Below are 20,827 nucleotides of genomic sequence, written 5' to 3'. Positions count from 1 at the left end.
CATGCAGCCGTTCGCCATCGCCCCTTCGATTCTTTCCGCCAATTTCGCCCGCCTGGGCGAGGAAGTGGACAACGTGCTGGCCGCCGGCGCCGACATCGTCCATTTCGACGTGATGGATAACCACTACGTGCCCAACCTGACCATCGGCCCGATGGTCTGCTCGGCGCTGCGCAAGCATGGCGTCACCGCGCCCATCGACGTGCACCTGATGGTCAAGCCGGTGGATCGCATGATCGGCGACTTCCTCGAGGCCGGTGCCACTTACATCACTTTCCACCCGGAAGCCTCCGAGCACATCGACCGTTCGCTGCAGCTGATCAAGGACGGCGGCGCCAAGGCCGGCCTGGTGTTCAATCCGGCAACGCCGTTGGACGTGCTCAAGTACGTCATGGACAAGATCGACATGGTCCTGCTGATGAGCGTCAACCCCGGCTTCGGCGGGCAGAAGTTCATTCCCGGCACGCTGGACAAGCTGCGCGAGGCGCGCGCCCTGATCGACGCCAGCGGCCGCGAGATTCGCCTGGAGATCGATGGCGGCGTCAATCCGAAGAACATCCGCGAGATCGCCGCAGCAGGCGCCGACACCTTCGTCGCCGGCTCGGCCATCTTCAACCAGCCGGACTACAAAGCGGTGATCGACCAGATGCGCGCCGAGCTGGCGCTGGCGCGCCCATGACCCGCCTGGAGCAACTGTTCGACGGCAAATTGCCACGGCTGGTGATGTTCGACCTGGACGGCACCCTGATGGATTCGGTGCCGGACCTGGCCGCGGCGGTGGACAAGATGCTGATGCTGCTCGGCCGAGAGCCTGCCGGCATTGCCCGGGTGCGCGACTGGGTCGGCAACGGCTCGCGCGTGCTGGTACGCCGCGCATTGGCCGGTGGGCTGGAGCATGAAGGTGTAAGCGACGAGTTTGCCGACGAGGCGCTGGCGCTGTTCATGCAGGCATACTCCGGCGGCCACGAGCTGACCACTGTCTATCCGGGCGTTCGTGAATGCCTGGACTGGCTGCGCGAGCGCGAGGTGAAGCTGGCGATCATCACCAACAAACCGGCGCAGTTCATCGAACCGCTGCTGGAGGAGAAGGGGCTGACCGGTTACTTCGATTGGCTGGTCGGCGGCGATACCTTGCCGCAGCAGAAGCCCGATCCGGCGGCGTTGTTCTGGGTGATGGACAAGGCGGGCGTTGCGCCCAGCGAATCGCTGTTCGTTGGGGACTCACGCAACGACGTACGGGCTGCCAAGGCCGCGACAGTACGCTGTGTCGCGCTTACCTACGGCTACAACCACGGCGAGCCCATTGCGGATGAGCAGCCGGCGCTGGTGCTCGACGACCTGCGCGAGCTGGTTGCTTCGGTTCCGGGCCTGCGCTAGTGTGGCCGGACTCTTTTTGACCCACCGAAGAGATCAGCTCGTGGTGCTCACCCGCAGACAATGGATGAAAGTCATCAAGGCCCTGGCCCGTTGGCGCTGGCGCGCCTGACTTTTTCCTGCCGGCCAGGCCGGCGCGTTTGCCGTTGTTCGTTCGAACCCTCCTCAGACCACGAGGCTGACATGACCCGCGAAGAATTCCTGCGTTTGGCCGCCGAAGGCCATAACCGCATCCCCCTGTCGTTCGAAACCCTTGCCGACTTCGACACGCCGCTGTCGCTGTACCTGAAACTGGCCGATGCGCCGAACTCCTATCTGCTCGAATCCGTTCAGGGCGGCGAGAAGTGGGGGCGCTATTCGATCATCGGCCTGCCATGCCGCACCGTGCTGCGCGTGCAGGACCACCGCATCAGCGTGACTACCGATGGCGTCGAGACCGAGGCCTGCGAGGTCGAGGACCCGCTGGCCTTCGTCGAGTCCTTCCAGCAGCGCTACCGCGTCGCGCCGGTCGAAGGCCTGCCGCGCTTCAATGGCGGGCTGGTCGGCTACTTCGGCTACGACAGCGTGCGCTATGTCGAGCGCAAACTGGGCAGTTGCCCCAACCCGGATCCGCTGGGCACACCGGATATCCTGCTGATGGTTTCCGACGCCGTGGTGGTGTTCGACAACCTCGCCGGCAAGCTGCACTGCATCGTGCTGGTCGACCCGTCGCAGCCGGAAGCCTATGAGGCAGGTCAGGCCCGCCTGCAGGCGCTTCGGGCGAAGCTGCGCCAGTCGATCACCCCGCGCCTGGGCCTGGATTTCGAAAGGAGCAACGGTGCCGAACCGACCTTCCGCTCCAGCTTCAGCCGCGAGGATTACGAGCAGGCGGTCAACCGCATCAAGGACTACATCCTCGCCGGCGACTGCATGCAGGTGGTGATTTCCCAGCGCATGTCGATCCCGTTCAAGGCTGCGCCGATCGATCTCTACCGCGCGCTGCGCTGCTTCAACCCGACGCCCTACATGTACTTCTTCAACTTCGGCGACTTCCACGTGGTGGGATCGTCGCCGGAAGTGCTGGTGCGCGTCGAGGAAGGTCTGGTCACGGTCCGCCCCATCGCCGGCACCCGTCCACGCGGCGCCAACGAAGAAGCTGATCTGGCGCTGGAGCAGGACCTGCTCAGCGATGCCAAGGAGCTCGCCGAACACCTGATGCTGATCGACCTGGGGCGCAACGACGTCGGTCGTGTCGCCCAGACAGGCACGGTGCGGCTGACCGAGAAGATGGTCATCGAGCGCTATTCGAATGTCATGCACATCGTTTCCAACGTCACCGGCCAGCTCAAGGCGCCCCTGACGGCGATGGACGCGCTGCGCGCGATCCTTCCGGCCGGCACGCTCTCGGGTGCGCCGAAGATTCGCGCCATGGAAATCATCGACGAGCTCGAGCCGGTCAAGCGTGGTGTGTACGGCGGCGCCGTCGGCTATCTCGCCTGGAACGGCAACATGGATACCGCCATCGCCATCCGTACCGCGGTAATCAAGAATGGCGAGCTGCATGTGCAGGCCGGTGCCGGCATCGTTGCCGATTCGCAGCCGGCCCTTGAATGGGAAGAGACGCTGAACAAGCGCCGCGCCATGTTCCGCGCGGTAGCCCTCGCCGAGCGCGACGAGCAGGAGAACTGATCATGCTGCTGATGTTGGACAACTACGATTAGCATCCATCAAGCTCCACCGTGTTCCATGGGTAAAGTGTAAGTTGTTGATTTGTATTGATGTTACTTCCTTGATGGTCTGGTGAACGCTAGACCAATCTGCTGCAAGTGTGTATATTTCTGTGTATATAGGGCCTCAAGAGAGGTGATATACACACATGGCCATGAACCTGCTCTCGGCCAGGAAGGTCGAGACCATTCCTTCCCAAAAAGAACCGTACTGGCTCAAGGACGGGGGCAGTCTGTTTCTGTACGTCACGCCCAGCGGAAGCAAGTTGTGGCGCTACCGCTATCGGCTTGGCGGAAAGCCTGCCATCTACGCGATCGGCAAGTACCCCCAGGTCTCACTGGAGGCGGCGCGGACCGAGCGGGATCGCGCGCGGGAACTCGTCAAGAAGGGCGTACACCCCGTGGTGGAGAAGAGAGTCAACATCTCCACTCAGCTTGAAAAGAACGAGAACACCTTTGAGCCAGTGGCTCGCAGATGGATGGCGAGCAACGTGCAGTGGAGCGAGGGCTACGCCGATCAAGTCAAGCGCACTTTGGAGAACGATGTTTTTCCCAAAGTGGGCAAGCTGCCGGTCAGCTCAATCCGGACTGCTCACCTGCGCCCCGTCATTAAGGATGTTGCGGAGCGCGGCGCTCCCACCGTTGCGATCCTGATCAGGCAATTGTGCAGCCAACTCTTCGCATACGCGGCGGGTGAAGAGCTTTGCGACAGTGATCCGACGGCGCTGCTGAAACGGTCGGTCAAGCGCCCCCGAGTTCGACACCATCCACCGCTACCGTGGCAAGAGATCCCGAAGTTCTTGAGCCGTGTGGATGATGCAGGTTACCGGGTCACTGTCATTGCACTGCGCTTGATGGCCCTCACTTATGTCCGCACGGCCGAACTGCGCAAGGCGCACTGGTCCGAGTTCGATCTGGACAGTGCGATGTGGACGGTTCCTGCGGGGCGCATGAAGATGCGCGACCCTCACATCGTTCCGCTCTCGAAGCAGGCCATCGTGCTGTTGAAAGAACTCCACACGCTGACAGGCGGAAGTAAGGTGCTGTTTCCCGGCTTCAGGAAGCCGGGAACGGTGATGTCGGCTACGACGCTCAACAAGGTGTTGGAGCGCATGGGCTACGGTGGACAGTTTTCTTCGCATGGCTTCCGCTCAACAGCGACCACGCTGCTCGGCTTGTTGAGCTACCCCGAGAACCGGGTTGATCTGCAACTCGCCCACTCGAAGCGGAAGAAAGATTCGTCGCGCGCGCCCTACGACCACACCAAGTACATCGCATCGCGGAAGATCATCATGCAGGATTGGGCGGACATCCTCGATGCGATGGCTCGTGGCGATTCGATGAGCGAGGTCATGGAAACCTTCGGGCCGCTGTCGAAACGGCGCAGGGCCTTGCTGCGGGTCATCGAGCGGGAGTGAGGCGCGTGCCGGGCCGAGGCGGCTCAGGACATTGAGCGGGCGCGTCGAAGAAAGTCCTCTTGAGGCTCCGTCAGGGCAACGTCGGGTCTAATCAGGTAGGCGGTCACGATCATCGGTGCGCTCGCCAGCGGCCGCAGGGCGATGCCTTGGCATCTATACCCGGCAAGTCTCGTGGATGGGGCCACGGTGATTCCGTACCCCGCTGCGACCAGCGTCATGGCGACCTCGAACGTACTGACGGCTGCTTCGCGGTCCCACAATTCGTTCTCGAATGCGCTCTGTGCGAGCGTGCGCCACGACTCTTCGGCCGTTGATCGCGCGTAGATCAGCGGCTGTTTGAGCGCTTCCTGGCAGGGTACTTCCCGGTAGGCCAGCAAGTGGGATCGCTTTGCCACAGCGACGGCCAAGGTGTCGTGCCACAGCGGTTCGCAGACCCAGCCCGGCCACTCCCGGTGGGCGGCGGACAACGCGAAGTCGAAACCGTCACCAGGTCGTTCCTGTTGTTGTCCGGTGGCCGCTGTGTCGATCAGAACGGCCAGGGTGTCCGGGTCTTCGGCGCGCTGTATGGCGAGCACGTCGGCGAGTTGGGGAGGAACCCAATCGCCGAGGACTGCCAGACGGATTTCAGTGGAGACGTCGATCGATCTCACGTGCAACTTCCGAAGGCCTAAAGCATGGAAACTTAATCGAATGAGTTAAGTTTAACGTGGTTTATATCGTGGCCCTGATCGACGCTTTTGGCAATGCAAAAGCGATCGATCCAACGCGGCCGACCAGCCGGGACAACAACATACGAAGCGGAACCAGCGATCGCGTTTGGGGCAGTGGTGCGGGAGGAAAGAACGGACCAGGGGGTCGCACAGGAAACGCTGGCCCATCTGGCCGGAATCGAGCGGTCGCACATGGGCAAGATCGAGCGGGGCGAGCACATTCCCACGCTTCCTCTGATCCTCAAGATCGCCCGTGCTCTGAAATGCAGCTCTGCCCACCTGATGGCTGCGATGGAGGCCAAGCTGGCCGAACCGGACACGCCCAAGCGGGGCAACTGAGGGCGCCGGCGTCGCATCCTATTCCTGCTCGTCATCGTTCTTGGCATGAAACGCCGAGTCGTCGCGCTTCGCCTCAGTGTTGGCGAGGCGCAGGTAGGGATTGTTCGGGGGTATCTCATGGAACAGCGTCTCGGCGCTGGTCAGCAGGTATCCGTGCAGCCGCCTGGACTTGCGAGGCCCCGTCACTTCGCAAGTCCAGATGTTCAGCCCACTGGCCTGCTTGCGGTGCAGGCCCAGCTTCTCGAACCGCTTCTGTATCCACTGCCATTCCGGCAGCTTGTCCTGTTTGGCCAGGGCGGTGACCTGCGGGTGCTCCTGCGCATAGCGCTGGAACACGCCGGGACTGACGAGATACGCCGTGTCGGCCACCGTATGTACCAGCGCCTTGGCGTCGTTGATGATGAGCCTGCGCATCTGGATGCTCTGACGCAGCCACGCGAGAAAATGAGCACCGGATGGATCGGCGTCGTCTTGGTGTACTGCCTGGACCGGCGTGGTGTCGGCGGGCTTGTGGTCCGGCAACGGCGCGGGCTCCGGTTCAGCGAGGGGCTGATGCGGCATGGCCGTAGCAGTGGACGCGGGAGACGAATCGAGCAGTTCCAGCAGTTCCTCGACGCTGCTGTCGGCAGTCGTTGGTGTGGCGGACTCGGTAGTCGCCGGGGCGGATTCCCCTGTTCCCACGTCGATGGCCTCGGGTGCGGGTTTCTGTGCCGCCGACCCTTCCGGCTCCACCTGTACGGTGCCCGCGAAGGCTGCCGGCCGGTCGGACGCTTCCCAAATCATCGCCGGGGACAGTTTCAGAAAGGTGAAGCTGTGCGACCAGCCGGCATCGCTCGCGACCGTGGCTTTCCAGATCGCCTTGCCGTCCGGCGTGGCCAGGGCGATGCCATGGTCCTGAAGCACATTGAACACCGCCGTGTTGCTGGCCGGGATGCCATCAATGCCCTGCGATAGCAGATGCGCCCGCAGCTTGTCGGAGACGGTCTTGCTCACCAGCCAGAGCGCGTCCTGGGTCAGCCAGCCGTCCGAAGCCTGGGGCTGGTTCAGCTTGAATTCCTCCTTGAGCAGATAGCGCAGGCCGTCGAGCAGCTTGCGTTGCAGTGCGTGCTTGGGTGCGGCCAGCGCCTTGTTCGGGTCGCCGCCGAGTTCCTGGGCGACGGAGGCCTGGTCGGCCTGCACGACCAACTCGCCAAGCGTGCCGGCGTGCTCGTACTGGCCGGCCAGGACGTACAGCAGGGAAGCCCACAGATCGGAGAAGCCGTTGAGCCAGTCGAGAATCTCGCGGTCCAGCAGCCGGGTGTACAGCAGTCCGGTGGCTGCACCGTGCAGCCGATACTCGCGGTCCTTGCGGTAGCGGAAGCGATATGGCCGCTGCAACGGACCGTGCCAGGGATGCCAGAGAGTGCCATCGGCATATTCGACATGCAGATCGACAGCGATCTTGCCGATGTCGTGCAGCAGCGCCGCATAGGCGGTGCCAGCGGTCCAGGCTTCGGCCTGGGCCGTCTGCGCTTCCGGCGTGACACCGGCGGGCAGCAGATGCGACTGTCGCAGCTTCAATGCGTAGGCCACGATCTCCAGGCCGTGATCCAGCATGCCGCCCGGATAGGCGTGATGGTGACTCTCGGAGGCGGGGAACTGCTGCACCAGCTCGGCGTAGCGCTCCAGGGGCGTCAGGTACAGCGTGGCGAATTGCTTGCGCGACAGCGAGGTCCGTTGCCAGATGTGTTCCAGCAGCTTCCGCCGGCGCGGCGTCGCCAGCAGCGAGGCGGCCGACTCCGGCTTGGTTAGCCCTTGGGACATCGCTATGGAGGCGGTGGACGGTGCGCCGGCGGTTGGCACCCTTTTGCGTTGGAACAGCGAGAACATGACGACACCCGAGTGACGGACTGGCGGGAGAGCCTTTTGGCCTTTTCCGGGTAGGGCCTTTCCCCTTGACCCCGTTCCCTTGCCCCTTCCCAGCCCTTTGGCCTTTATGGAAGCCTTTGGGTATATGGCCGTTACCTCGTGGGCGCCACGATCAATGCGGTATGGGGCAATCCCGGCAAGCGGGGAACGTTGCTGAAGCGTTGTCAGGCTTGGCCCAGGCCGGCGTCGAGTGCATCGGCTTGGGCTGTGAAGTCTTCCGGGCGACGCTTGCGGAAAGTTTCGAGATTGCTGAGTTTCCAGCGCAGCGCCGGCAGTTGCGCGGCGTGCTGGCATTGCAGCAGGGACCAATCGGGCTGCGCGCGCGTCAATCCGCTCAGGAATTGCTTGTGCTGCGCGCTCAACCGCCCAGGCAATTCGTGCCGCAACCGGACGCGGGCTTCCAGCAGCGTCTCCAGGGAGCAGTCCACTTCGGTCATGCCGACAAAGGCCCGCTCGTACTCGCCAGCGATGTTCTTGTCGTTGCCGAACAGCACCTCATGGGTCGGCCGGTTGTGCCCCGCCAGGTAGACCACGAAGCATTCGACCATGCCGTCGCTGATGCCGCCCGATTCGTAGAGCTGCCACACGTCGAACAGGTCACGCGGATGCTGCCGGTCCAGCGCGGCCACCAGCTTGCCGGCGTACAACTCGTTCGGCGCCAGGATCGGCACCTCCAGTTCGACGCCGAACAGGTCGCTGGTCTTGGCGCTCAGCGAGCGTCGTTCGGCGGGCAGCACGGTGCCGCGAAACACCACGTTGACCTCTATCTTCACCTGGCTGCTCTCGTTCTCGACGATCAGCTTCGTATCCCCCAGATCCTTGCTGCGAACCAGGCGTGTCTGTACGCCGAGCGAGGCAACGCGCGTGGCGATGGCGGCCAACTCCTGGTTGATGGCTTGCAGCGCTTCGTCGCGCGGTGTTTGCCACGGGAGGTACACCACGTCGATGTCCACCGACAGACGCGGCATGTCCTGCACGACGAGATTGATCGCCGTGCCGCCTTTCATCGCAAAGATGTCGTTGGCGAACACGTCGGGCACGATGGCCAGCAGCAGGCGAACGGTGTCCGCGTAGGTCTTATCCATGAGGTCTCAGACTCAACAGGCTGCCGTCATCGAGTCGGCCCATCCAGCGCGCGGCGCTGCCGGTGCGAACCGGGTACTGTTCCAGCAGGGCATCGACCTCCACCAGCCCCGTCGCGCGCGCCCAGGTGAGAAACAGGCGCACGGCCTTCACACTGGTGCAGCAGGACAGCAGTTGCCCGAGCAACTCCTTGCGGGGTGAGCGCAGCCCATCGAAGAGATTCCGTGCTTCTTCGAGGCTTTGCTTGACGCCGACCTCGTACAGCAGTTCCAGCACGGCGCGCTCGGGAACCGCCACCCGCAGGGGGTCGGGCAGGCCCGGTGGCGTGATCAGGGTCTTGTTGGCCAGTGGCGTGTCCGGCCAATCGAACAGGCGAGCATGGACATAGCGGGCCGGAAATCGTGAGGTGAACCATCGCGGCAACGTGAAGCGGCTATCGCCCCACAGCACCAGGGTGTCCCGGCTGCCCAGGTTGTGCTGCACCCCTTGCAGGGCCAGGGCGCTCTTGCCGCCGACATGCAGGCCGGGCACGCGCTGTTGCAGAAACTTCAGGGCACCGTAGACCCCGAAGTCATCGTTCGGAAAGGCATAGACGCCCTGAGCCAGGCGCACGAGCCAACCCCCATCGGCGTAGTGGGCGGCGAGTTGGGGCGACACCCCGAACTGGTTCAGGGTGGCAAGGTCGAACGGCGCTCCACGGGGTAGCTCCGCCTGCAGACGCTTGATTACCTGATGTCTAGGATTTCCATTCATGTACGAAAAATAGCACAGAATCCAATCAATCAGAAGCGCTCCGCATGAAAAACGCATTGAAAATACCATCATGTTTTATTTTTGTCTCAATATCTAATCAAGGCGACGAGCTGCTGTCTGCCCTTCCCAGCCGTGTATAGGGCAACCATGGGTATCCAGCCACAGACAAACGGGTTCTGGCCCATGCCGCTTTGAAAGCGGAAGGCAGCCTGTGTCCTGCTTACGATGGGCCTTTCCGCAGTGGGATGGAGCACAGCTTATGCAGCACGACGCACCAAAGGATTCCTGGATTGACAAGGTAAGGAAAGTTCCTTACCATCGAGGCATGAGGATCAAAGACAGGAGCCCAACCATGCCCGGCATCCACGAACTCGCCACACTCACGTCCAAGGGGCAGATCACGTTGCCCAAGTCCATCCGGCAGGCGCTGGGTGTGACCACCGGCGGCAAGGTGGCCTTCGAGCTGCGCGGTGGCGAAGTCGTCGTCACTCGCGCCGAGGCCGAGCACGAAGACCCGGCGATCGGCGCTTTCCTGGGCCTGCTGGAAGCGGACATCCGCAGCGGCAGGAACGTCGGAGCGCTGCCGGTGGAACTCGCTCAGGCCATGCTCGCCAACGTGGGCCACGCCTCGGACCTCGATGAATACATCGAGGGAGAAGTGGCACTTTGATGCAGCGCCACGGATGGGTGCTGCTGTTCCATGAGTGCATCGTGGAGCAGCTTCAGAAGCTGCACGCAGCGGCCGGACGCGCCGAGCGCAACGACCCGAAGAGCTTCGAGCGCAACGCCAACGTCAAGCTGTTTCGTGCGTTGAGCCAGTTGATCCTGGAGACGGTGCCGAGCGATCCGGCACGGGACGAATACCGCCAGGGCAATACCCTTGGGCCAGCCCATCGGCACTGGCGGCGCGCGAAGGTCGGACGGCGGTTTCGCCTGTTCTTTCGCTATGACTCCAAGGCGAAGACCATCGTGTTCGCCTGGGTCAACGATGAGCAGACGCTGCGCTCGGCGGGCAGTAAGTCCGATCCCTACGCCATGTTCGAGAAGATGCTCGAACGAGGGAATCCGCCGGACGATTGGAACAGCCTGGTTGCCGCGAGCCGGTCTGATTGGTCCACACAGGAGAAGCGATAAACCCTCTGCATGAGGTAACAGTGATGAACGCGACGCCCCATACCACAAAAGCAGAATGCGCCGGCAGATGGCTCGGCCGTGCGTGGCGCGGCCTTGCACGGCAAGAGGCCCGCGCCATCCAATGGCTGGCGGGCAAGGGACTGCCGGCCGGCGTAGCACGGCTGCTGCTCTGGATCGTGAAGCTCGTCGTGTTCGGCGTGCTGCTGTACGCAGCGTTCTGGCTGGCCTTGCTGCTCGCGTTCGCGCTGCTCGCCGCCTGGCTTGTGCGCAACGCCGACCTGGATGAAGAGAAGCAGCCTGAACTCAGGGACGGTCATTCGGGTGCCGGCGTCTACGACAAGGACGACTGGCGCATCGACCTGGGCGATCCCGACGACCCGTAGCTGTTCCAGCAGACCGGGAACGACTCCTTACTTCGCAGCGCCTTTCGTCGCCGCCGCCATGGCGAGGCGCGAGCCGCTACTGCCCGCCGACTTCGCATCCGTCGTGCCGGTGATGAACCCGCCGAGAATGTTCCCCGTCCTGACCCCGGCCCACGTCAATGCAACGACCCAGAAGCCCGGCAGGATGATGAACATCGTCGCCATCACGAAGTTCAACAACATATCGCCGAAGGCGTTGTTCAACCCCATCAGCGGATTGAAGTTGCTGTGCGGCGAGTGCCAGCCGTAGAGCGCGTTCAAGATCGTGGAATCGATCCAGCGTGCGAGCTGGAACCAGAAATCGACGAAGAACAGCGAGAACTGCACGGCAGTCACCGTGACCACCGTTCGCAAGTCGTAGGTGCCGAAGATCAGCACCAGCGGAATGCAGATGACCATCGCCATCTTCAGGAACGACAGGATCATGGGCAACGCCTGACGCACCACATCCATGGCCGGAAACATTCCGAGTGATCCTACCGTCAGCCCCACATCCGATACGACGCGGGTGGCAACATTGGGGAGCGTCATACCGATCTGACCACCGTAGTCGGTGTAGACGTGCCCCTGGTTCATGACCTGTTGCCGTGGTGAAGCGATGGCACGGATCACGGCATCGTCGGCCTGGGTCTGGCTCCGGAAGCCGGCCCATTGGCTGAGCCGGGACAGCAGGCCCGGATCAACCTGGGCCAGCAGGCGATCGCGCAGCCCATCGCCGCTGTCCGCCCACCACTGCCGACAGGTCGGATAGCCGCCGCCAGTGGAGACTTCGGCGAGGCCGGCGTCGCGCGTGTCGTCATAGGGCCAGGCGTCGCGTGGTCCGCGCGAGCGATACGTATCGTAGAAGCCGGCCGTGTCCAGGAAGAAGCGCGAACCGATCCAGGTCACGTCGTTCATCTGCTCCTCGCCGAGTGTCGGCCGGCTCATGAACAGCCTGGCGCGGGCCGGCCCGTAGCAGTCGTGCGTGAAGTCGGCGACTTCCTGGGCCAACACCGGGTCGGCGATGCGCGTGTTGTCGATCTCCATGCGCATCTGCCGCAGGTCCGTGCCGCAGGGGATCGCCGCCACGGCGGCGCCGGTGACGGCCTTCGACAGTGAGTGCATGAAGAACCACCAGACCGGCACATGGGCACTCTGGTTGTTGATCGTCGTGAACGAAGCGGACCAGTTCGTCTCCGACGGCAGCGGCACGTTGACCTGGCATTGGGTCGAGCGCGTGCGATCGAACTGGATGGTGCTCAGGTCAACGGGAATGAAGGGAATACCGGCGAACATGATGACCACGATCGCCACCCACACGCGGTTCTCGATGCGCATGGACGAGAGCACGCCCTTGTTGCCTTCGTCCGCGCCTTCCGCACGGGCCTTGAGCCATTCCTGCACGACGATGGCGAGGAACGGCAGCGCGAAGATGCCGCTGGCCACCAGCACATTCCAGATGCCGTTGTTGATGATCCAGGCAACCAGTGTCAGGTAATACTCAAGATAGTCCGTGGTGTAGAGGGTCATGGTCGTCGTCCCGCATCGCTACGGTTGTCGCAGCAACACACTGATTTCGAGCAGCACGATGGCGGCGACGGCGCCGACCTCCGCGCGCAGCAGGCGCTGATGCGCTGCGCGGGATGTGTCGCGCTCCCGGAGTTGGCGACGCATCCATATCCACCCGTAGGCCGTGGCGCCATACAGGCACAACCGCCAGACGAGGAAGTAACCGGCATGCTCGTCCAGCCACCGGCTCCAGGTGTGCGCGTCACCGACGAGGCGAATGCCGAGGAGGTTGACGGCCACGGCGACGAACACGATCAGCGCAATCCATCCCAGCGTGCGTCCGAGTTGCCGGTTGAGCAGCCACTTCGGCAGTCTGATCCTCATGGCGGATTGCCGGGGTTCTGCGGCCGCTGGATGGCGTCGAGACGATCGCGCTCGGTGTCGCCCTGGTAGATGCCGCGCGAACCGGCACTGCGCGTGCCGTGCCGCTGGATGATCGCCATCGGCGAATTCGCCGCCAGTTCGCGCCGCAGGTCCAGTTCGGTCTTGAGGTTGTTGATCTCCTGTTCCAGCAGACCGCTTTCGTGGGCGATGGCGTCCTGCGCGAGCTGGTTGGCCGCGACGTTGGGTTCCTTGCGGCCGGCGAGCAGCGTCCGCTGCAACAGCAGGGCCTTCTCCAGCACGCTGGCCAACGCGACTTCGGAAGCCAGGCGCCGCGCGAGCACATCCTGGTCCGGTTCGTCGCGCAGCGCCTCGATGACGCCGCGCGTAATTGGCAGTGAAGCGCTGCCGGCCGCTTCCAGGTTCTCGAACGTGGTCGCGCTGGCACCCATCACCAGATCCCGCAGCGCCTCCAGCCTGGTCTCGTACTCTTCCTGAATCAGCGGCGTCAGGCCGACGCCGGCGGTCGCCTGGGTCTTGAGGCAGCCATCGCAGGTCCGGTGCTCTTGCTCGCCCAGCACGCGGGTTGCCCAATCGGTGGCGGCTTGGGGAGAAGGCCAGGTCTGGCAGCTCAGGCGATTGCCGCAGGTGATGCTGTCGATCGGCGCGGTATCGGTCGCGCCGCGGCCGTTGAGCAGGTTGTAGCCGGCACGGGTCACGTCGCTGACCACGCGGATGGGATTCTGTCCGGCGCCGCCGGCATTGCTGCCGCCGACCCAGGGCACACCGTCGTTGCCGCGACTGGTTTCGGCCTGTTCGATGGCCGATACGGCATCGGTGCTGGCCACGGCCTGTTTGAGCGCCATGCCTTCGGCCAACTGATCCCAACCGAGCTGACCGCCCGCCGCGTCGGCCATGCGGTTGGCGATCGCGCGGCAGGTGAGCTTGCTGCGGTCGAAATCGAGCCGTGCCTGCAAGATGCCGTTGGTCAGCAGGTTGTACAAACCGGGATCGGCGCGCTGGATGATGAGTGCCGGCAGTGATGCCACGGCCGCCGTGGCGTTCTGGATCACCTGGCTCATGATGGTCTGGAAGCCGTTGGTGATGCCGTTGAGCTGGTTCTGCAGCGTGGTGGTGATGCTCATGTCGCCGCAGATCAGGTTGCTGTTCCAGCCGATGCCGACACCGAGGTGCTGCATCTGGCCGACCGGCCCCATCGACACCGCCCGGCCGCCTCCGATGCTGTACAGCACGTCATCGCCGATGACGCTGCCGCGATGATGCACGCCATAGTCGTTGACACTGGTCTGCGCCCACAGCGCGTGGCTCATCGCGGCCAGCACGCCAGCGAACAGAATGCTGCGCGCCGGCAGCGTCATGGCGAAGCGTCGTGGGCGTGGGAATATTTTCATCGGCCGGCCCTCAGTTGAAATCCGTGCTGCCGAGGAACACCTGGCCGCGTCGCTGACAGCAGGAGTACGGACGCCACAGCGCCCAGGCGTAGTCGCCTTGCTGCGCCTGGATGCGGACATTGTTGTGCGGGAAGACCGCGCAGGAGGATGACAGCCGAGGCGTCAGCTCCTGCCACTTTCCGGTGGAAGCATCACTTTCCACCAAGGCACCTGCGGGCCAGTAGCCCGCGCTCGCGTTGGCAAGCAGCGGCTGATAGACATGAACCTGGCCGCGCCGGGTCACGATGTCGCCGGCACGCTGGGCGACGACGGCCGCCGCCTTGTAGTCGTCCACGTGATGCAGGAAGCCGCCGCGCGGATAGACATTGCCCCAGAGGTTCAAGCCGGTGCGGGTGCCGATTTCACGCATCCCAGGGATCAGCGCTTCGGGGTACAGGGACTCGGGGATGTTGTAGCGCCACGCCACGGTATCGAGCGTGCTCAACAGATACGGCATGAAGGCCGTTCCTGCGCCCTCGCAGGAGTAGCCCAACTGGCTGACGAACTCGCTGAAGATGGTGGCGCCCGGATGCCCGATCACGTCGGCGTTCTTGAACTTGGCGAGGTTGTTCTCGTGTTCTTCGTTCGTCGTGCCGTCACCGCCGCCTTGAGCGGTGGGGTTCGGCATGCTCATCGCACGCACTTCAACCCAGGGATTCTCCCCGGTGTTCGAGTAGCTCGACACGACGGCATCGGGCACGTAGTGCTGTACCTTGATCGAGGTACGAACGGTGCAGCCGGTGATCGTGCAATACAGCCAATAGCAGATGCCCTGGACGCGATAGGACAGGCAATCGGGCGACAGCACCGAGCCGGTAATCGTGGCGGTGTTGATGGCGAAGGCGGAAACAGCGGTGCCCAGCAGAACGGTTGCCGCTCCTGCCCGCCATGCGCGACGCGATAGCATCATGGTTGCTCCCTCCGGTATTGCTCGACGCGCGCAAGCGCGCGCGACACATCGGCTTCGCCGTAGACGACATAGCGCTGATCGACGACCACCGCGGGAACTTTGGTGATGCCGAGACTCCAGGCGTCAGTGACGCCTTGGTATGCGGCGGCGAGGCGCTGTTGCAGCGCTTTCCCGCCTTCATGCAGACGACGCTGGACCAATGCAGCGGCCTGCTCCGGTTCGTTGGGAAGCTGAGCAGAAAGCTCAGCCTCAATGCGTGTCGGGGCATCCAGTTCGATAAGGCGATCAGGCTTGCCCCGCACGGGATGCTGCTGATCCGTGATGACCCAAACCTCAGCCGCTGTTACGGCGGTAGCAGCAAGCGCGGCTGCCAGCGTCAACGCGAGCTGTAGGAATCCGATCGGCGAGCGGGAATAGTGAGCAAGCATGTCGCACCCCCTGAAGTTGATGACCAGGGGAGTGCAACGCAAAAGGATCGACGAAGCGAGAGAGAATCGGGACTCCAAACCACCCGGTTTCCCTGCGTCAGTTTCCCCTGAGCGCAGACACCTGAACCTGAGAATGCGGCCTGGATACGTCTTATGCAGGCGGTTCGTATTGCGGTCTGAGGTGGAGTGCTCGCTCGATCAAGAAGGCGTCTCTGAACTCGATGTGCGTCAGGACGGCTGGATGGTTCATTGATGCCAGGGGTTTGCGTCCATGAAATCAGGTGGGTGGCCAGTTATGCGTCTCGTGCTGGCCCTCGCGGCTCCAAGCATAGAGCGCGTCATACATTACCAGTCCGTGGCGCAGCATCTCGTGGTCGTCCGCAAACACGCGCGATAGACCGAGTGAGATTGCGTAGAGACCCGCCGACTGCGGCGTGAGATCCAAGCGCGAAGTGTCGGCGCCGCGCACGATATCGGCCAACTGCACCAGGGCCGGATCGGTTATCCGGTACTTTGCCAGGAAGGCATCGAAGCTGCATTGCTCGCCGACGTGACTCAACTCCACCCCCGGAATGTCATAGGGCGTAGCACCAGTTTTTGCAGCAACGGCCAGAACCTCTGATGCTGGCACGTAAAGGAACTCGGCATCCTGGTCGATGAAGCGCAGAATCAGCCAGGGACAAGCGATGCGGTCGATCTTGGGGCGCTCACGTGTAATCCACTTCATCATTGCCTCCTTCGTGACTCGGCTGACTTGATCCAACCCTTCGTCAATAAAGCACAGATACTGATCAGGCTGTTCGGGCGCACTGGATATATCGGTTGGCCACTTCATCCCACAGGATGTTTTTCATAAAAGCATCCACATAAGCTGCTGCCTTCGCGCCGTAGTCGATGTGGTAAGCGTGCTCATACATATCCAGGGCCAGAATGGGCGTTCCTCCCGCCATGACGTGACAGTGATCAGCGCCCCATTGATTGCTGAGCCGACCATCACGCGATGACCAGACCAACAGCACCCAGCCGGAACCACCCGCCAATGCTTTGCCCATTGCGGAGAACTCGGTTTGCCAGCGAGCCAGGCTTCCGAAGTCACGCTCGATGGCATCCCGTAAATTGCCGGGTGGCAATTGGCCGTCCCCGCCCAGCACCGCAAAGTACAATTCATGCAGAACCATCGAGTTGTAGGCCACCAGTTCTTCTCGCTTGAGGCCATTGATCAGAAAGCCAGTCTCATTCGAGTAATCAAGCTCCGCGAGTTTCCCGCGAATGGCATTTAGTCTTTTGACGGCGCCTGAATAGTTGTTTTCATGGTGGCTGATGATCAGTCGTTCCGATAGACCACTGAGACTGGCCGGGTCAATCGGTAAGGCACGTATTTCGAGAGACATGGCTTCATTCCTCACAGAATCAGGACTTTTAGAATCAGACCCACACCAGCGCAGGCAGCAATGACCTGAATGACGCTGCGCTTGTAGCGGAACAGTGCCAAGGCCGCTCCCAGCGCGATCAGCGCTGATATCCAGTCGAAGCGCCCGGCCAGTCCCTCCGGCCACAGCACGTGGTAGGCGAAGAACACCGCCAGGTTGAGGATCACACCGACGACCGCCGCTGTGATCGCGGTCAAAGGCGCGGTGAAACGGAGATTGCCGTGGGTCGATTCGACGAGCGGGCCACCGGCGAGAATGAAAATAAAGGAAGGCAGGAAGGTGAACCAGGTCACCAGCACCGCCGCTAACGCACCGGCGACGAACAGCATGTCCGGGCCGAACAGCGCCTGCACATAGGCCCCGACAAAGGCGACAAAGGCGACCACCATGATGAGGGGGCCGGGGTTGGCTTCACCCAGCGCCAGGCCATCGATCATCTGTGTGGGGGTGAGCCAGGCGTAATTGCCGATCGCGCCCTGGTAGATATAGGGCAATACCGCATAGGCGCCGCCGAAGGTCAGCAGTGCAGCCTTGGTGAAGAACCAGCCCATCTGTGTCAGGGTGTGATCCCAGCCGTAGCCTGCCGTGAGCAGCGCCATCGGAATCAACCACAGCAGAGCGCCTGCGATGGCCACGCGCAGCAGGCCGGACCAGCGGAACCGGGCGTGATCGGGCGTTGGCGTATCGTCATCGATCAGCGCTGGTCCATAGGACTTGTCCGCCGAGGAATGGCCGCCGCCGGTCTTGAACTTGTGCGGAGCAATGCGTCCACCGATATAGCCGATCAAGGCAGCGGCGGCGACAATGTACGGAAATGGCACATTCATCGCGAAAATAGCCACGAAGGCCGCTGCGGCAATAGCCCACATGGCACCACCCTTGAGTGCCCGCGAGCCAATGCGATGCACGGCCTGCACGACGACCGCTGTGATGGCGGGCTTGATGCCGTAAAACAGTCCGGCCACCAGCGCCGTGTCGCCGTAGGCGATGTAGAGCCACGACAGCAGGATCAGGAAGCACAGTCCGGGCAACAGGAACAAGGTGCCGGCCACTATGCCTCCCCAGGTTCGGTGCATGAGCCAGCCCATGTAGGTGGCCAGTTGCTGTGCCTCCGGGCCGGGCAGCAACATGCAGTAGTTGAGCGCATGCAGGAAGCGCCGCTCGCTGATCCAACGGCGTTGCTCGACCAGTTCACGGTGCATGAGGGCAATCTGTCCGGCGGGTCCGCCGAAACCGATGAAACCGAGTTTCAGCCAGAGGCGAAAGGCTTCCCAAAAACCAACCGGGGGTGGGGCCGCCAGTACGACGTCCTCCGTCAGGCTTTTTGTTGTCACGTTGTGGATGCTCCTTTGTCGAAGCTGGCGAGCAATCCGTCGAATACAGCGGATGCGGCAGTCAGCAGTGAATCGTCTTGGGTAAGGGTTTCGCGCAGGCCGGCGAGCACACTCTCGATGCCAACCGCTTCGGGCGGCTGGATACCACCCACATCAAGGCAATGCACCAGCAGGCCGAGCCGCGCGATGGCGGCCTGCTCCAGCCCGAAGCTGGCTGCCAGCACCTCGAAGGTGACGCGGCTACCGACATGGCTGAAGGTGGCGCCATCGAAATCGAAGCCCAGCGCGTCGGGCGGGCAGTCATCGGGACTGTCCAGCCATAGAATCCGCGCCTGCGGGTCGATGAAGCGGCGGATCAGCCAGGCGCTGGCCAGGCGATCCACCCAGGGCCGGCGCCGCGTTGCCCAGGTACGGCCCTGATAGTCGGACAGTTCCAGACGCTCGATCACGCCATCCACCGCCTGCGGCTCGTCCGGGGACAAAGCCCGCGCACAGGCCAGTTCCAGTTCACGCAGGGCGGTGTCCGTCTGCCGTTGCGCTTCGCCGGGGAAGAAGTCGATTTCGACCAGATTGGCGAAGGCCTTGCGCAGCTTGCGTACTTGCTTGAGCACATCCTGAACGGTCTCGGCGGTCAGCATCTCCCGCACCTGTGCCACCTCGGCCAGCAGGGCGGTGAAGTCATCGCCGCGATCGAACAGGGCGACAAAGTTCGTACCCTCCGGCTCTTCGATGTGCAGTACGTGGGCGCTCCCTCCACCCTCGCGCACCTCGGCCGCCAGTCCGTCCAGGGTGGCGCGGCAATCCTCGCGTTCCGGCATCAGGTAGACGCCATCGCGCAGAACGGCGGCGCCGGACGCCTTGAGGGCACGCCAGACCCGTTGCCGGGCTGTGGCGTTTTCGGTGGGCAAGGACAGAATCAAGGTAATCATCTTCATGGTGTAGAGATTAAATCAATATTGAAGATTACGCTACATATTTTTAGAGGCCCTAACGGGGGCGCTGGCAGCCCAAGACTGGGCCGCCATCCCTGCCCATCCCTGTAGGGAAGAAAACTTGGACGGTCTGGGCTTTTCTGAGGGGGCTACTTGCCCAGCGGCATTGAAAGAAGGCGCCCTGGTAGGGGCGCCTCTGGGACTACAGCAAGCCGGTTTCCGCGAAGGAGAAGGGTGTTCCTTTACCGACGATGAAATGGTCCAGAACGCGAACGTCCACCAGTTCGAGAACCGATTTCAGACGGCTTGTGATCTCCTTGTCGGCATGGCTCGGCTTGGTCGTACCCGAGGGGTGGTTGTGGGCGAAGATGACCGCCGAGCAGTTGTGCTCGATCGCTCGTTTGAGAACCGCTCGGGGATACACGCTGGCGCCGTCGATGGTGCCGTGGAACATCGGCTCGTAGGCAATGACGTGATGCTTCGTGTCGAGAAACAGGACGGCGAACACTTCGAGCGCTTCGCCCGCGAGTTTCAGGCGCAGGTAGTCTCGCGCGCCGTCGGGGCCAGACAGCTTGGTGCCGCGTTTGAAGATGCGTTTCTCCAGCAGGCGGATGGCCTCGCGGATCAACGGGTCGTCCTGAATGCTCGCGTACTGCGCGAGCGCTGAGGGTGTGGTGTCGGCAACCTTGTTGGATGCACTCATGGGATAGCCTCCTTGATGAATGAAACGGAGGCTCCCGTCCCGGCCGGGGGGTGAGACCCCCGTAGGACGTGATGACGAAAGCCCGAAAATCGGGCCTGGATTGATGGGCATCCTCCATCGAAGACGATGGACGTTCGCGCGAGGGATGCGGTGCGAACTGGAACGATCAGCGCGGTCGGAACCGCGCCGTAGCCTTGAAGATCGCGGCTACCTGGGCATGTCGCTGAGGTCGTCAGCAGGCATCTCGGGTATCTCGGGCAGGGTTTCGGCCATCGTCGATTCTTCGCTCGATGACGCCAGCAGATCGATGGCCGACAGCAAGGCATCGCCTTCGACGGCGCCCGGCAGCAGCAGTGTCCGGCCGGTGCGGTTGTCGATCACGCGCAGCATCGGGGTCGCGGTGATGCCGGCCAGCGCGGCTTCCTCGGCCCGTGCCCGGATCACGGCGTCGGGCCGTGCGCTGGTCAGGCACTCGCGCAGCTCGGGCGTCGCGCCGGGCGGCTGGATGCCGGGCGGAAGGCCCTGGCCGCCGCCGTGGGTATGCTGGTAAATCCAGGCGACGGTGTTCCAGAACGCTTCCCGCCCGCCGGTTTCCCCCGCGCATTCCGCCAGGCGTGCCGATTGCGTGGCGGCTGGTTCGTGCATCGGCAGTGGCAGATGGTGCCATTGCCAGTTCACATCGGGATTGGCGTCGATCCAGCGCTTCAGCACAGGGAAGTAGGCCTGGCAGTACGGGCATTCCAGATCGGCGTACTCGATCAGCGTGAACCGCGCGTCGATGCGTCCGTAGCGCCACGGCGGACCCGCTGACGCGACAGCCTCGGCGGATGCCGGATCGCCAGTGTGCGGGCTGCGTCCCAGCGACCAGTCCAGCAGCACGAGCAGCACCGCGATCCCGGCCAGCATCGGCCCCAGGTAGCGTCGTA

General features: G+C 63.0%; 23 protein-coding genes. 8 read left to right on the top strand and 15 right to left on the bottom strand.

Annotated features, from left to right (window positions below; translation table 11 throughout):
* Position 1 precedes the first annotated feature (1 nt).
* The 4 genes from rpe (at position 2) to P5703_RS18860 (ending at position 4,495) form a co-directional block, all read left to right on the top strand.
* Positions 2-676 carry a ribulose-phosphate 3-epimerase gene (rpe, locus tag P5703_RS18875; RefSeq protein WP_045159403.1) on the top strand — a complete coding sequence of 225 codons (675 nt, stop codon included), beginning with the start codon at positions 2-4 and terminating at the stop codon, positions 674-676.
* On the top strand, positions 673-1,374 hold the full coding sequence (locus P5703_RS18870) for a phosphoglycolate phosphatase (RefSeq protein ID WP_279641805.1): 702 nt from the start codon (positions 673-675) through the stop codon (positions 1,372-1,374). The genes rpe and P5703_RS18870 overlap by 4 nt, the downstream gene beginning before the upstream one ends.
* Before the next feature lie 180 nt (positions 1,375-1,554).
* The gene (gene trpE, locus P5703_RS18865) at positions 1,555-3,039 is read left to right on the top strand and encodes an anthranilate synthase component I (RefSeq protein WP_279641804.1); all 1,485 of its coding nucleotides are present in this window, start codon (positions 1,555-1,557) and stop codon (positions 3,037-3,039) included.
* A gap of 187 nt (positions 3,040-3,226) precedes the next feature.
* Positions 3,227-4,495, top strand: a complete 1,269-nt coding sequence (locus P5703_RS18860) for a tyrosine-type recombinase/integrase (RefSeq protein ID WP_279641803.1) — start codon at positions 3,227-3,229, stop codon at positions 4,493-4,495.
* Between the two features lie 23 nt (positions 4,496-4,518).
* On the opposite strand, the gene P5703_RS18855 is transcribed toward P5703_RS18860, so the two are convergent.
* A complete protein-coding gene (locus P5703_RS18855) occupies positions 4,519-5,145 on the bottom strand; it encodes a substrate-binding domain-containing protein (RefSeq protein WP_084341955.1) in 627 nt (208 codons plus the stop codon).
* A 93-nt stretch (positions 5,146-5,238) separates the two neighbouring features.
* On the opposite strand from P5703_RS18855, the gene P5703_RS18850 reads away from it, so the two are divergent.
* Positions 5,239-5,544 (top strand): helix-turn-helix domain-containing protein, encoded by a 306-nt coding sequence (locus P5703_RS18850; protein WP_279641802.1) that lies wholly within the window; start codon positions 5,239-5,241, stop codon positions 5,542-5,544.
* An 18-nt stretch (positions 5,545-5,562) separates the two neighbouring features.
* Here the strand turns inward: P5703_RS18850 and mobH are convergent, their stop codons facing one another.
* The 3 genes from mobH to P5703_RS18835 form a co-directional block, all read right to left on the bottom strand.
* Positions 5,563-7,413: a MobH family relaxase gene (gene mobH, locus P5703_RS18845; protein ID WP_279641801.1), complete on the bottom strand. Its 1,851-nt coding sequence runs from the start codon at positions 7,411-7,413 to the stop codon at positions 5,563-5,565.
* A gap of 203 nt (positions 7,414-7,616) precedes the next feature.
* Positions 7,617-8,537, bottom strand: coding sequence for a nucleotidyl transferase AbiEii/AbiGii toxin family protein (locus P5703_RS18840; RefSeq protein ID WP_121721590.1), 921 nt, complete (start codon positions 8,535-8,537; stop codon positions 7,617-7,619).
* Positions 8,530-9,288, bottom strand: coding sequence for a type IV toxin-antitoxin system AbiEi family antitoxin domain-containing protein (locus P5703_RS18835; protein WP_121721591.1), 759 nt, complete (start codon positions 9,286-9,288; stop codon positions 8,530-8,532). The genes P5703_RS18840 and P5703_RS18835 overlap by 8 nt, the downstream gene beginning before the upstream one ends.
* Positions 9,289-9,640: 352 nt before the next feature.
* Between P5703_RS18835 and P5703_RS18830 the strand changes: the two genes are divergently transcribed.
* From P5703_RS18830 to P5703_RS18820, 3 genes are read left to right on the top strand one after another with little or no spacing between them, the layout of a single operon-like run.
* A complete protein-coding gene (locus P5703_RS18830) occupies positions 9,641-9,958 on the top strand; it encodes a type II toxin-antitoxin system PrlF family antitoxin (RefSeq protein WP_121721592.1) in 318 nt (105 codons plus the stop codon).
* Positions 9,958-10,422: a type II toxin-antitoxin system YhaV family toxin gene (locus tag P5703_RS18825; protein ID WP_121721593.1), complete on the top strand. Its 465-nt coding sequence runs from the start codon at positions 9,958-9,960 to the stop codon at positions 10,420-10,422. Before P5703_RS18830 ends, P5703_RS18825 begins: the two co-directional genes overlap by 1 nt.
* 23 nt (positions 10,423-10,445) lie before the next feature.
* Positions 10,446-10,805 carry a DUF3742 family protein gene (locus tag P5703_RS18820; protein ID WP_121721594.1) on the top strand — a complete coding sequence of 120 codons (360 nt, stop codon included), beginning with the start codon at positions 10,446-10,448 and terminating at the stop codon, positions 10,803-10,805.
* A 27-nt stretch (positions 10,806-10,832) separates the two neighbouring features.
* Here the strand turns inward: P5703_RS18820 and P5703_RS18815 are convergent, their stop codons facing one another.
* From P5703_RS18815 to P5703_RS18765, 11 genes are all read right to left on the bottom strand, one after another.
* The gene (locus tag P5703_RS18815) at positions 10,833-12,353 is read right to left on the bottom strand and encodes a conjugal transfer protein TraG N-terminal domain-containing protein (RefSeq protein ID WP_121721595.1); all 1,521 of its coding nucleotides are present in this window, start codon (positions 12,351-12,353) and stop codon (positions 10,833-10,835) included.
* A gap of 18 nt (positions 12,354-12,371) precedes the next feature.
* Positions 12,372-12,716 carry a hypothetical protein gene (locus P5703_RS18810; protein ID WP_121721596.1) on the bottom strand — a complete coding sequence of 115 codons (345 nt, stop codon included), beginning with the start codon at positions 12,714-12,716 and terminating at the stop codon, positions 12,372-12,374.
* Entirely contained in the window at positions 12,713-14,125 is a 1,413-nt protein-coding gene (locus P5703_RS18805) for an integrating conjugative element protein (RefSeq protein ID WP_121721597.1), read from the bottom strand. The genes P5703_RS18810 and P5703_RS18805 overlap by 4 nt, the downstream gene beginning before the upstream one ends.
* A 10-nt stretch (positions 14,126-14,135) precedes the next feature.
* The gene (locus P5703_RS18800; protein WP_121721598.1) at positions 14,136-15,074 is read right to left on the bottom strand and encodes a TIGR03756 family integrating conjugative element protein; all 939 of its coding nucleotides are present in this window, start codon (positions 15,072-15,074) and stop codon (positions 14,136-14,138) included.
* Positions 15,071-15,502, bottom strand: a complete 432-nt coding sequence (locus P5703_RS18795) for a TIGR03757 family integrating conjugative element protein (protein ID WP_121721645.1) — start codon at positions 15,500-15,502, stop codon at positions 15,071-15,073. Before P5703_RS18795 ends, P5703_RS18800 begins: the two co-directional genes overlap by 4 nt.
* Before the next feature lie 277 nt (positions 15,503-15,779).
* Positions 15,780-16,232 carry a chromate resistance protein ChrB domain-containing protein gene (locus tag P5703_RS18790; protein WP_502989183.1) on the bottom strand — a complete coding sequence of 151 codons (453 nt, stop codon included), beginning with the start codon at positions 16,230-16,232 and terminating at the stop codon, positions 15,780-15,782.
* A gap of 61 nt (positions 16,233-16,293) precedes the next feature.
* Complete coding sequence (locus tag P5703_RS18785) at positions 16,294-16,893, bottom strand: superoxide dismutase (RefSeq protein ID WP_234493399.1); 600 nt, start codon at positions 16,891-16,893, stop codon at positions 16,294-16,296.
* A gap of 11 nt (positions 16,894-16,904) precedes the next feature.
* Positions 16,905-18,233 carry a chromate efflux transporter gene (gene chrA / locus P5703_RS18780; RefSeq protein WP_234493402.1) on the bottom strand — a complete coding sequence of 443 codons (1,329 nt, stop codon included), beginning with the start codon at positions 18,231-18,233 and terminating at the stop codon, positions 16,905-16,907.
* A gap of 29 nt (positions 18,234-18,262) precedes the next feature.
* Positions 18,263-19,195, bottom strand: a complete 933-nt coding sequence (locus tag P5703_RS18775) for a chromate resistance protein ChrB domain-containing protein (RefSeq protein WP_407072501.1) — start codon at positions 19,193-19,195, stop codon at positions 18,263-18,265.
* A 205-nt stretch (positions 19,196-19,400) separates the two neighbouring features.
* Positions 19,401-19,901 (bottom strand): RadC family protein, encoded by a 501-nt coding sequence (gene radC / locus P5703_RS18770; RefSeq protein ID WP_121721602.1) that lies wholly within the window; start codon positions 19,899-19,901, stop codon positions 19,401-19,403.
* Between the two features lie 207 nt (positions 19,902-20,108).
* Positions 20,109-20,807, bottom strand: a complete 699-nt coding sequence (locus tag P5703_RS18765; RefSeq protein ID WP_404936715.1) for a DsbA family protein — start codon at positions 20,805-20,807, stop codon at positions 20,109-20,111.
* Between the last annotated feature and the right edge of the window lie 20 nt (positions 20,808-20,827).

Source organism: Stutzerimonas sp. FeSN7 (assembly GCF_030263795.1).
In the GTDB taxonomy this organism is placed as follows: domain Bacteria; phylum Pseudomonadota; class Gammaproteobacteria; order Pseudomonadales; family Pseudomonadaceae; genus Stutzerimonas; species Stutzerimonas stutzeri.
This window is presented reverse-complemented; position numbering and strand designations above follow the sequence as displayed.

What these genes read in the sequence shown, in the direction of transcription:
- rpe (WP_045159403.1), top strand. Translation starts at nt 2, where the DNA reads ATGCAGCCGTTCGCCATCGCCCCTTCGATTCTTTCCGCCAATTTCGCC.
- P5703_RS18870 (WP_279641805.1), top strand. Translation starts at nt 673, where the DNA reads ATGACCCGCCTGGAGCAACTGTTCGACGGCAAATTGCCACGGCTGGTG.
- trpE (WP_279641804.1), top strand. Translation starts at nt 1,555, where the DNA reads ATGACCCGCGAAGAATTCCTGCGTTTGGCCGCCGAAGGCCATAACCGC.
- P5703_RS18860 (WP_279641803.1), top strand. Translation starts at nt 3,227, where the DNA reads ATGGCCATGAACCTGCTCTCGGCCAGGAAGGTCGAGACCATTCCTTCC.
- P5703_RS18850 (WP_279641802.1), top strand. Translation starts at nt 5,239, where the DNA reads ATGCAAAAGCGATCGATCCAACGCGGCCGACCAGCCGGGACAACAACA.
- mobH (WP_279641801.1), bottom strand. Translation starts at nt 7,413, where the DNA reads ATGTTCTCGCTGTTCCAACGCAAAAGGGTGCCAACCGCCGGCGCACCG.
- P5703_RS18840 (WP_121721590.1), bottom strand. Translation starts at nt 8,537, where the DNA reads ATGGATAAGACCTACGCGGACACCGTTCGCCTGCTGCTGGCCATCGTG.
- P5703_RS18835 (WP_121721591.1), bottom strand. Translation starts at nt 9,288, where the DNA reads ATGAATGGAAATCCTAGACATCAGGTAATCAAGCGTCTGCAGGCGGAG.
- P5703_RS18830 (WP_121721592.1), top strand. Translation starts at nt 9,641, where the DNA reads ATGCCCGGCATCCACGAACTCGCCACACTCACGTCCAAGGGGCAGATC.
- P5703_RS18825 (WP_121721593.1), top strand. Translation starts at nt 9,958, where the DNA reads ATGCAGCGCCACGGATGGGTGCTGCTGTTCCATGAGTGCATCGTGGAG.
- P5703_RS18820 (WP_121721594.1), top strand. Translation starts at nt 10,446, where the DNA reads ATGAACGCGACGCCCCATACCACAAAAGCAGAATGCGCCGGCAGATGG.
- P5703_RS18815 (WP_121721595.1), bottom strand. Translation starts at nt 12,353, where the DNA reads ATGACCCTCTACACCACGGACTATCTTGAGTATTACCTGACACTGGTT.
- P5703_RS18810 (WP_121721596.1), bottom strand. Translation starts at nt 12,716, where the DNA reads ATGAGGATCAGACTGCCGAAGTGGCTGCTCAACCGGCAACTCGGACGC.
- P5703_RS18805 (WP_121721597.1), bottom strand. Translation starts at nt 14,125, where the DNA reads ATGAAAATATTCCCACGCCCACGACGCTTCGCCATGACGCTGCCGGCG.
- P5703_RS18800 (WP_121721598.1), bottom strand. Translation starts at nt 15,074, where the DNA reads ATGATGCTATCGCGTCGCGCATGGCGGGCAGGAGCGGCAACCGTTCTG.
- P5703_RS18795 (WP_121721645.1), bottom strand. Translation starts at nt 15,502, where the DNA reads ATGCTTGCTCACTATTCCCGCTCGCCGATCGGATTCCTACAGCTCGCG.
- P5703_RS18790 (WP_502989183.1), bottom strand. Translation starts at nt 16,232, where the DNA reads ATGATGAAGTGGATTACACGTGAGCGCCCCAAGATCGACCGCATCGCT.
- P5703_RS18785 (WP_234493399.1), bottom strand. Translation starts at nt 16,893, where the DNA reads ATGTCTCTCGAAATACGTGCCTTACCGATTGACCCGGCCAGTCTCAGT.
- P5703_RS18775 (WP_407072501.1), bottom strand. Translation starts at nt 19,195, where the DNA reads ATGATTACCTTGATTCTGTCCTTGCCCACCGAAAACGCCACAGCCCGG.
- radC (WP_121721602.1), bottom strand. Translation starts at nt 19,901, where the DNA reads ATGAGTGCATCCAACAAGGTTGCCGACACCACACCCTCAGCGCTCGCG.
- P5703_RS18765 (WP_404936715.1), bottom strand. Translation starts at nt 20,807, where the DNA reads ATGCTGGCCGGGATCGCGGTGCTGCTCGTGCTGCTGGACTGGTCGCTG.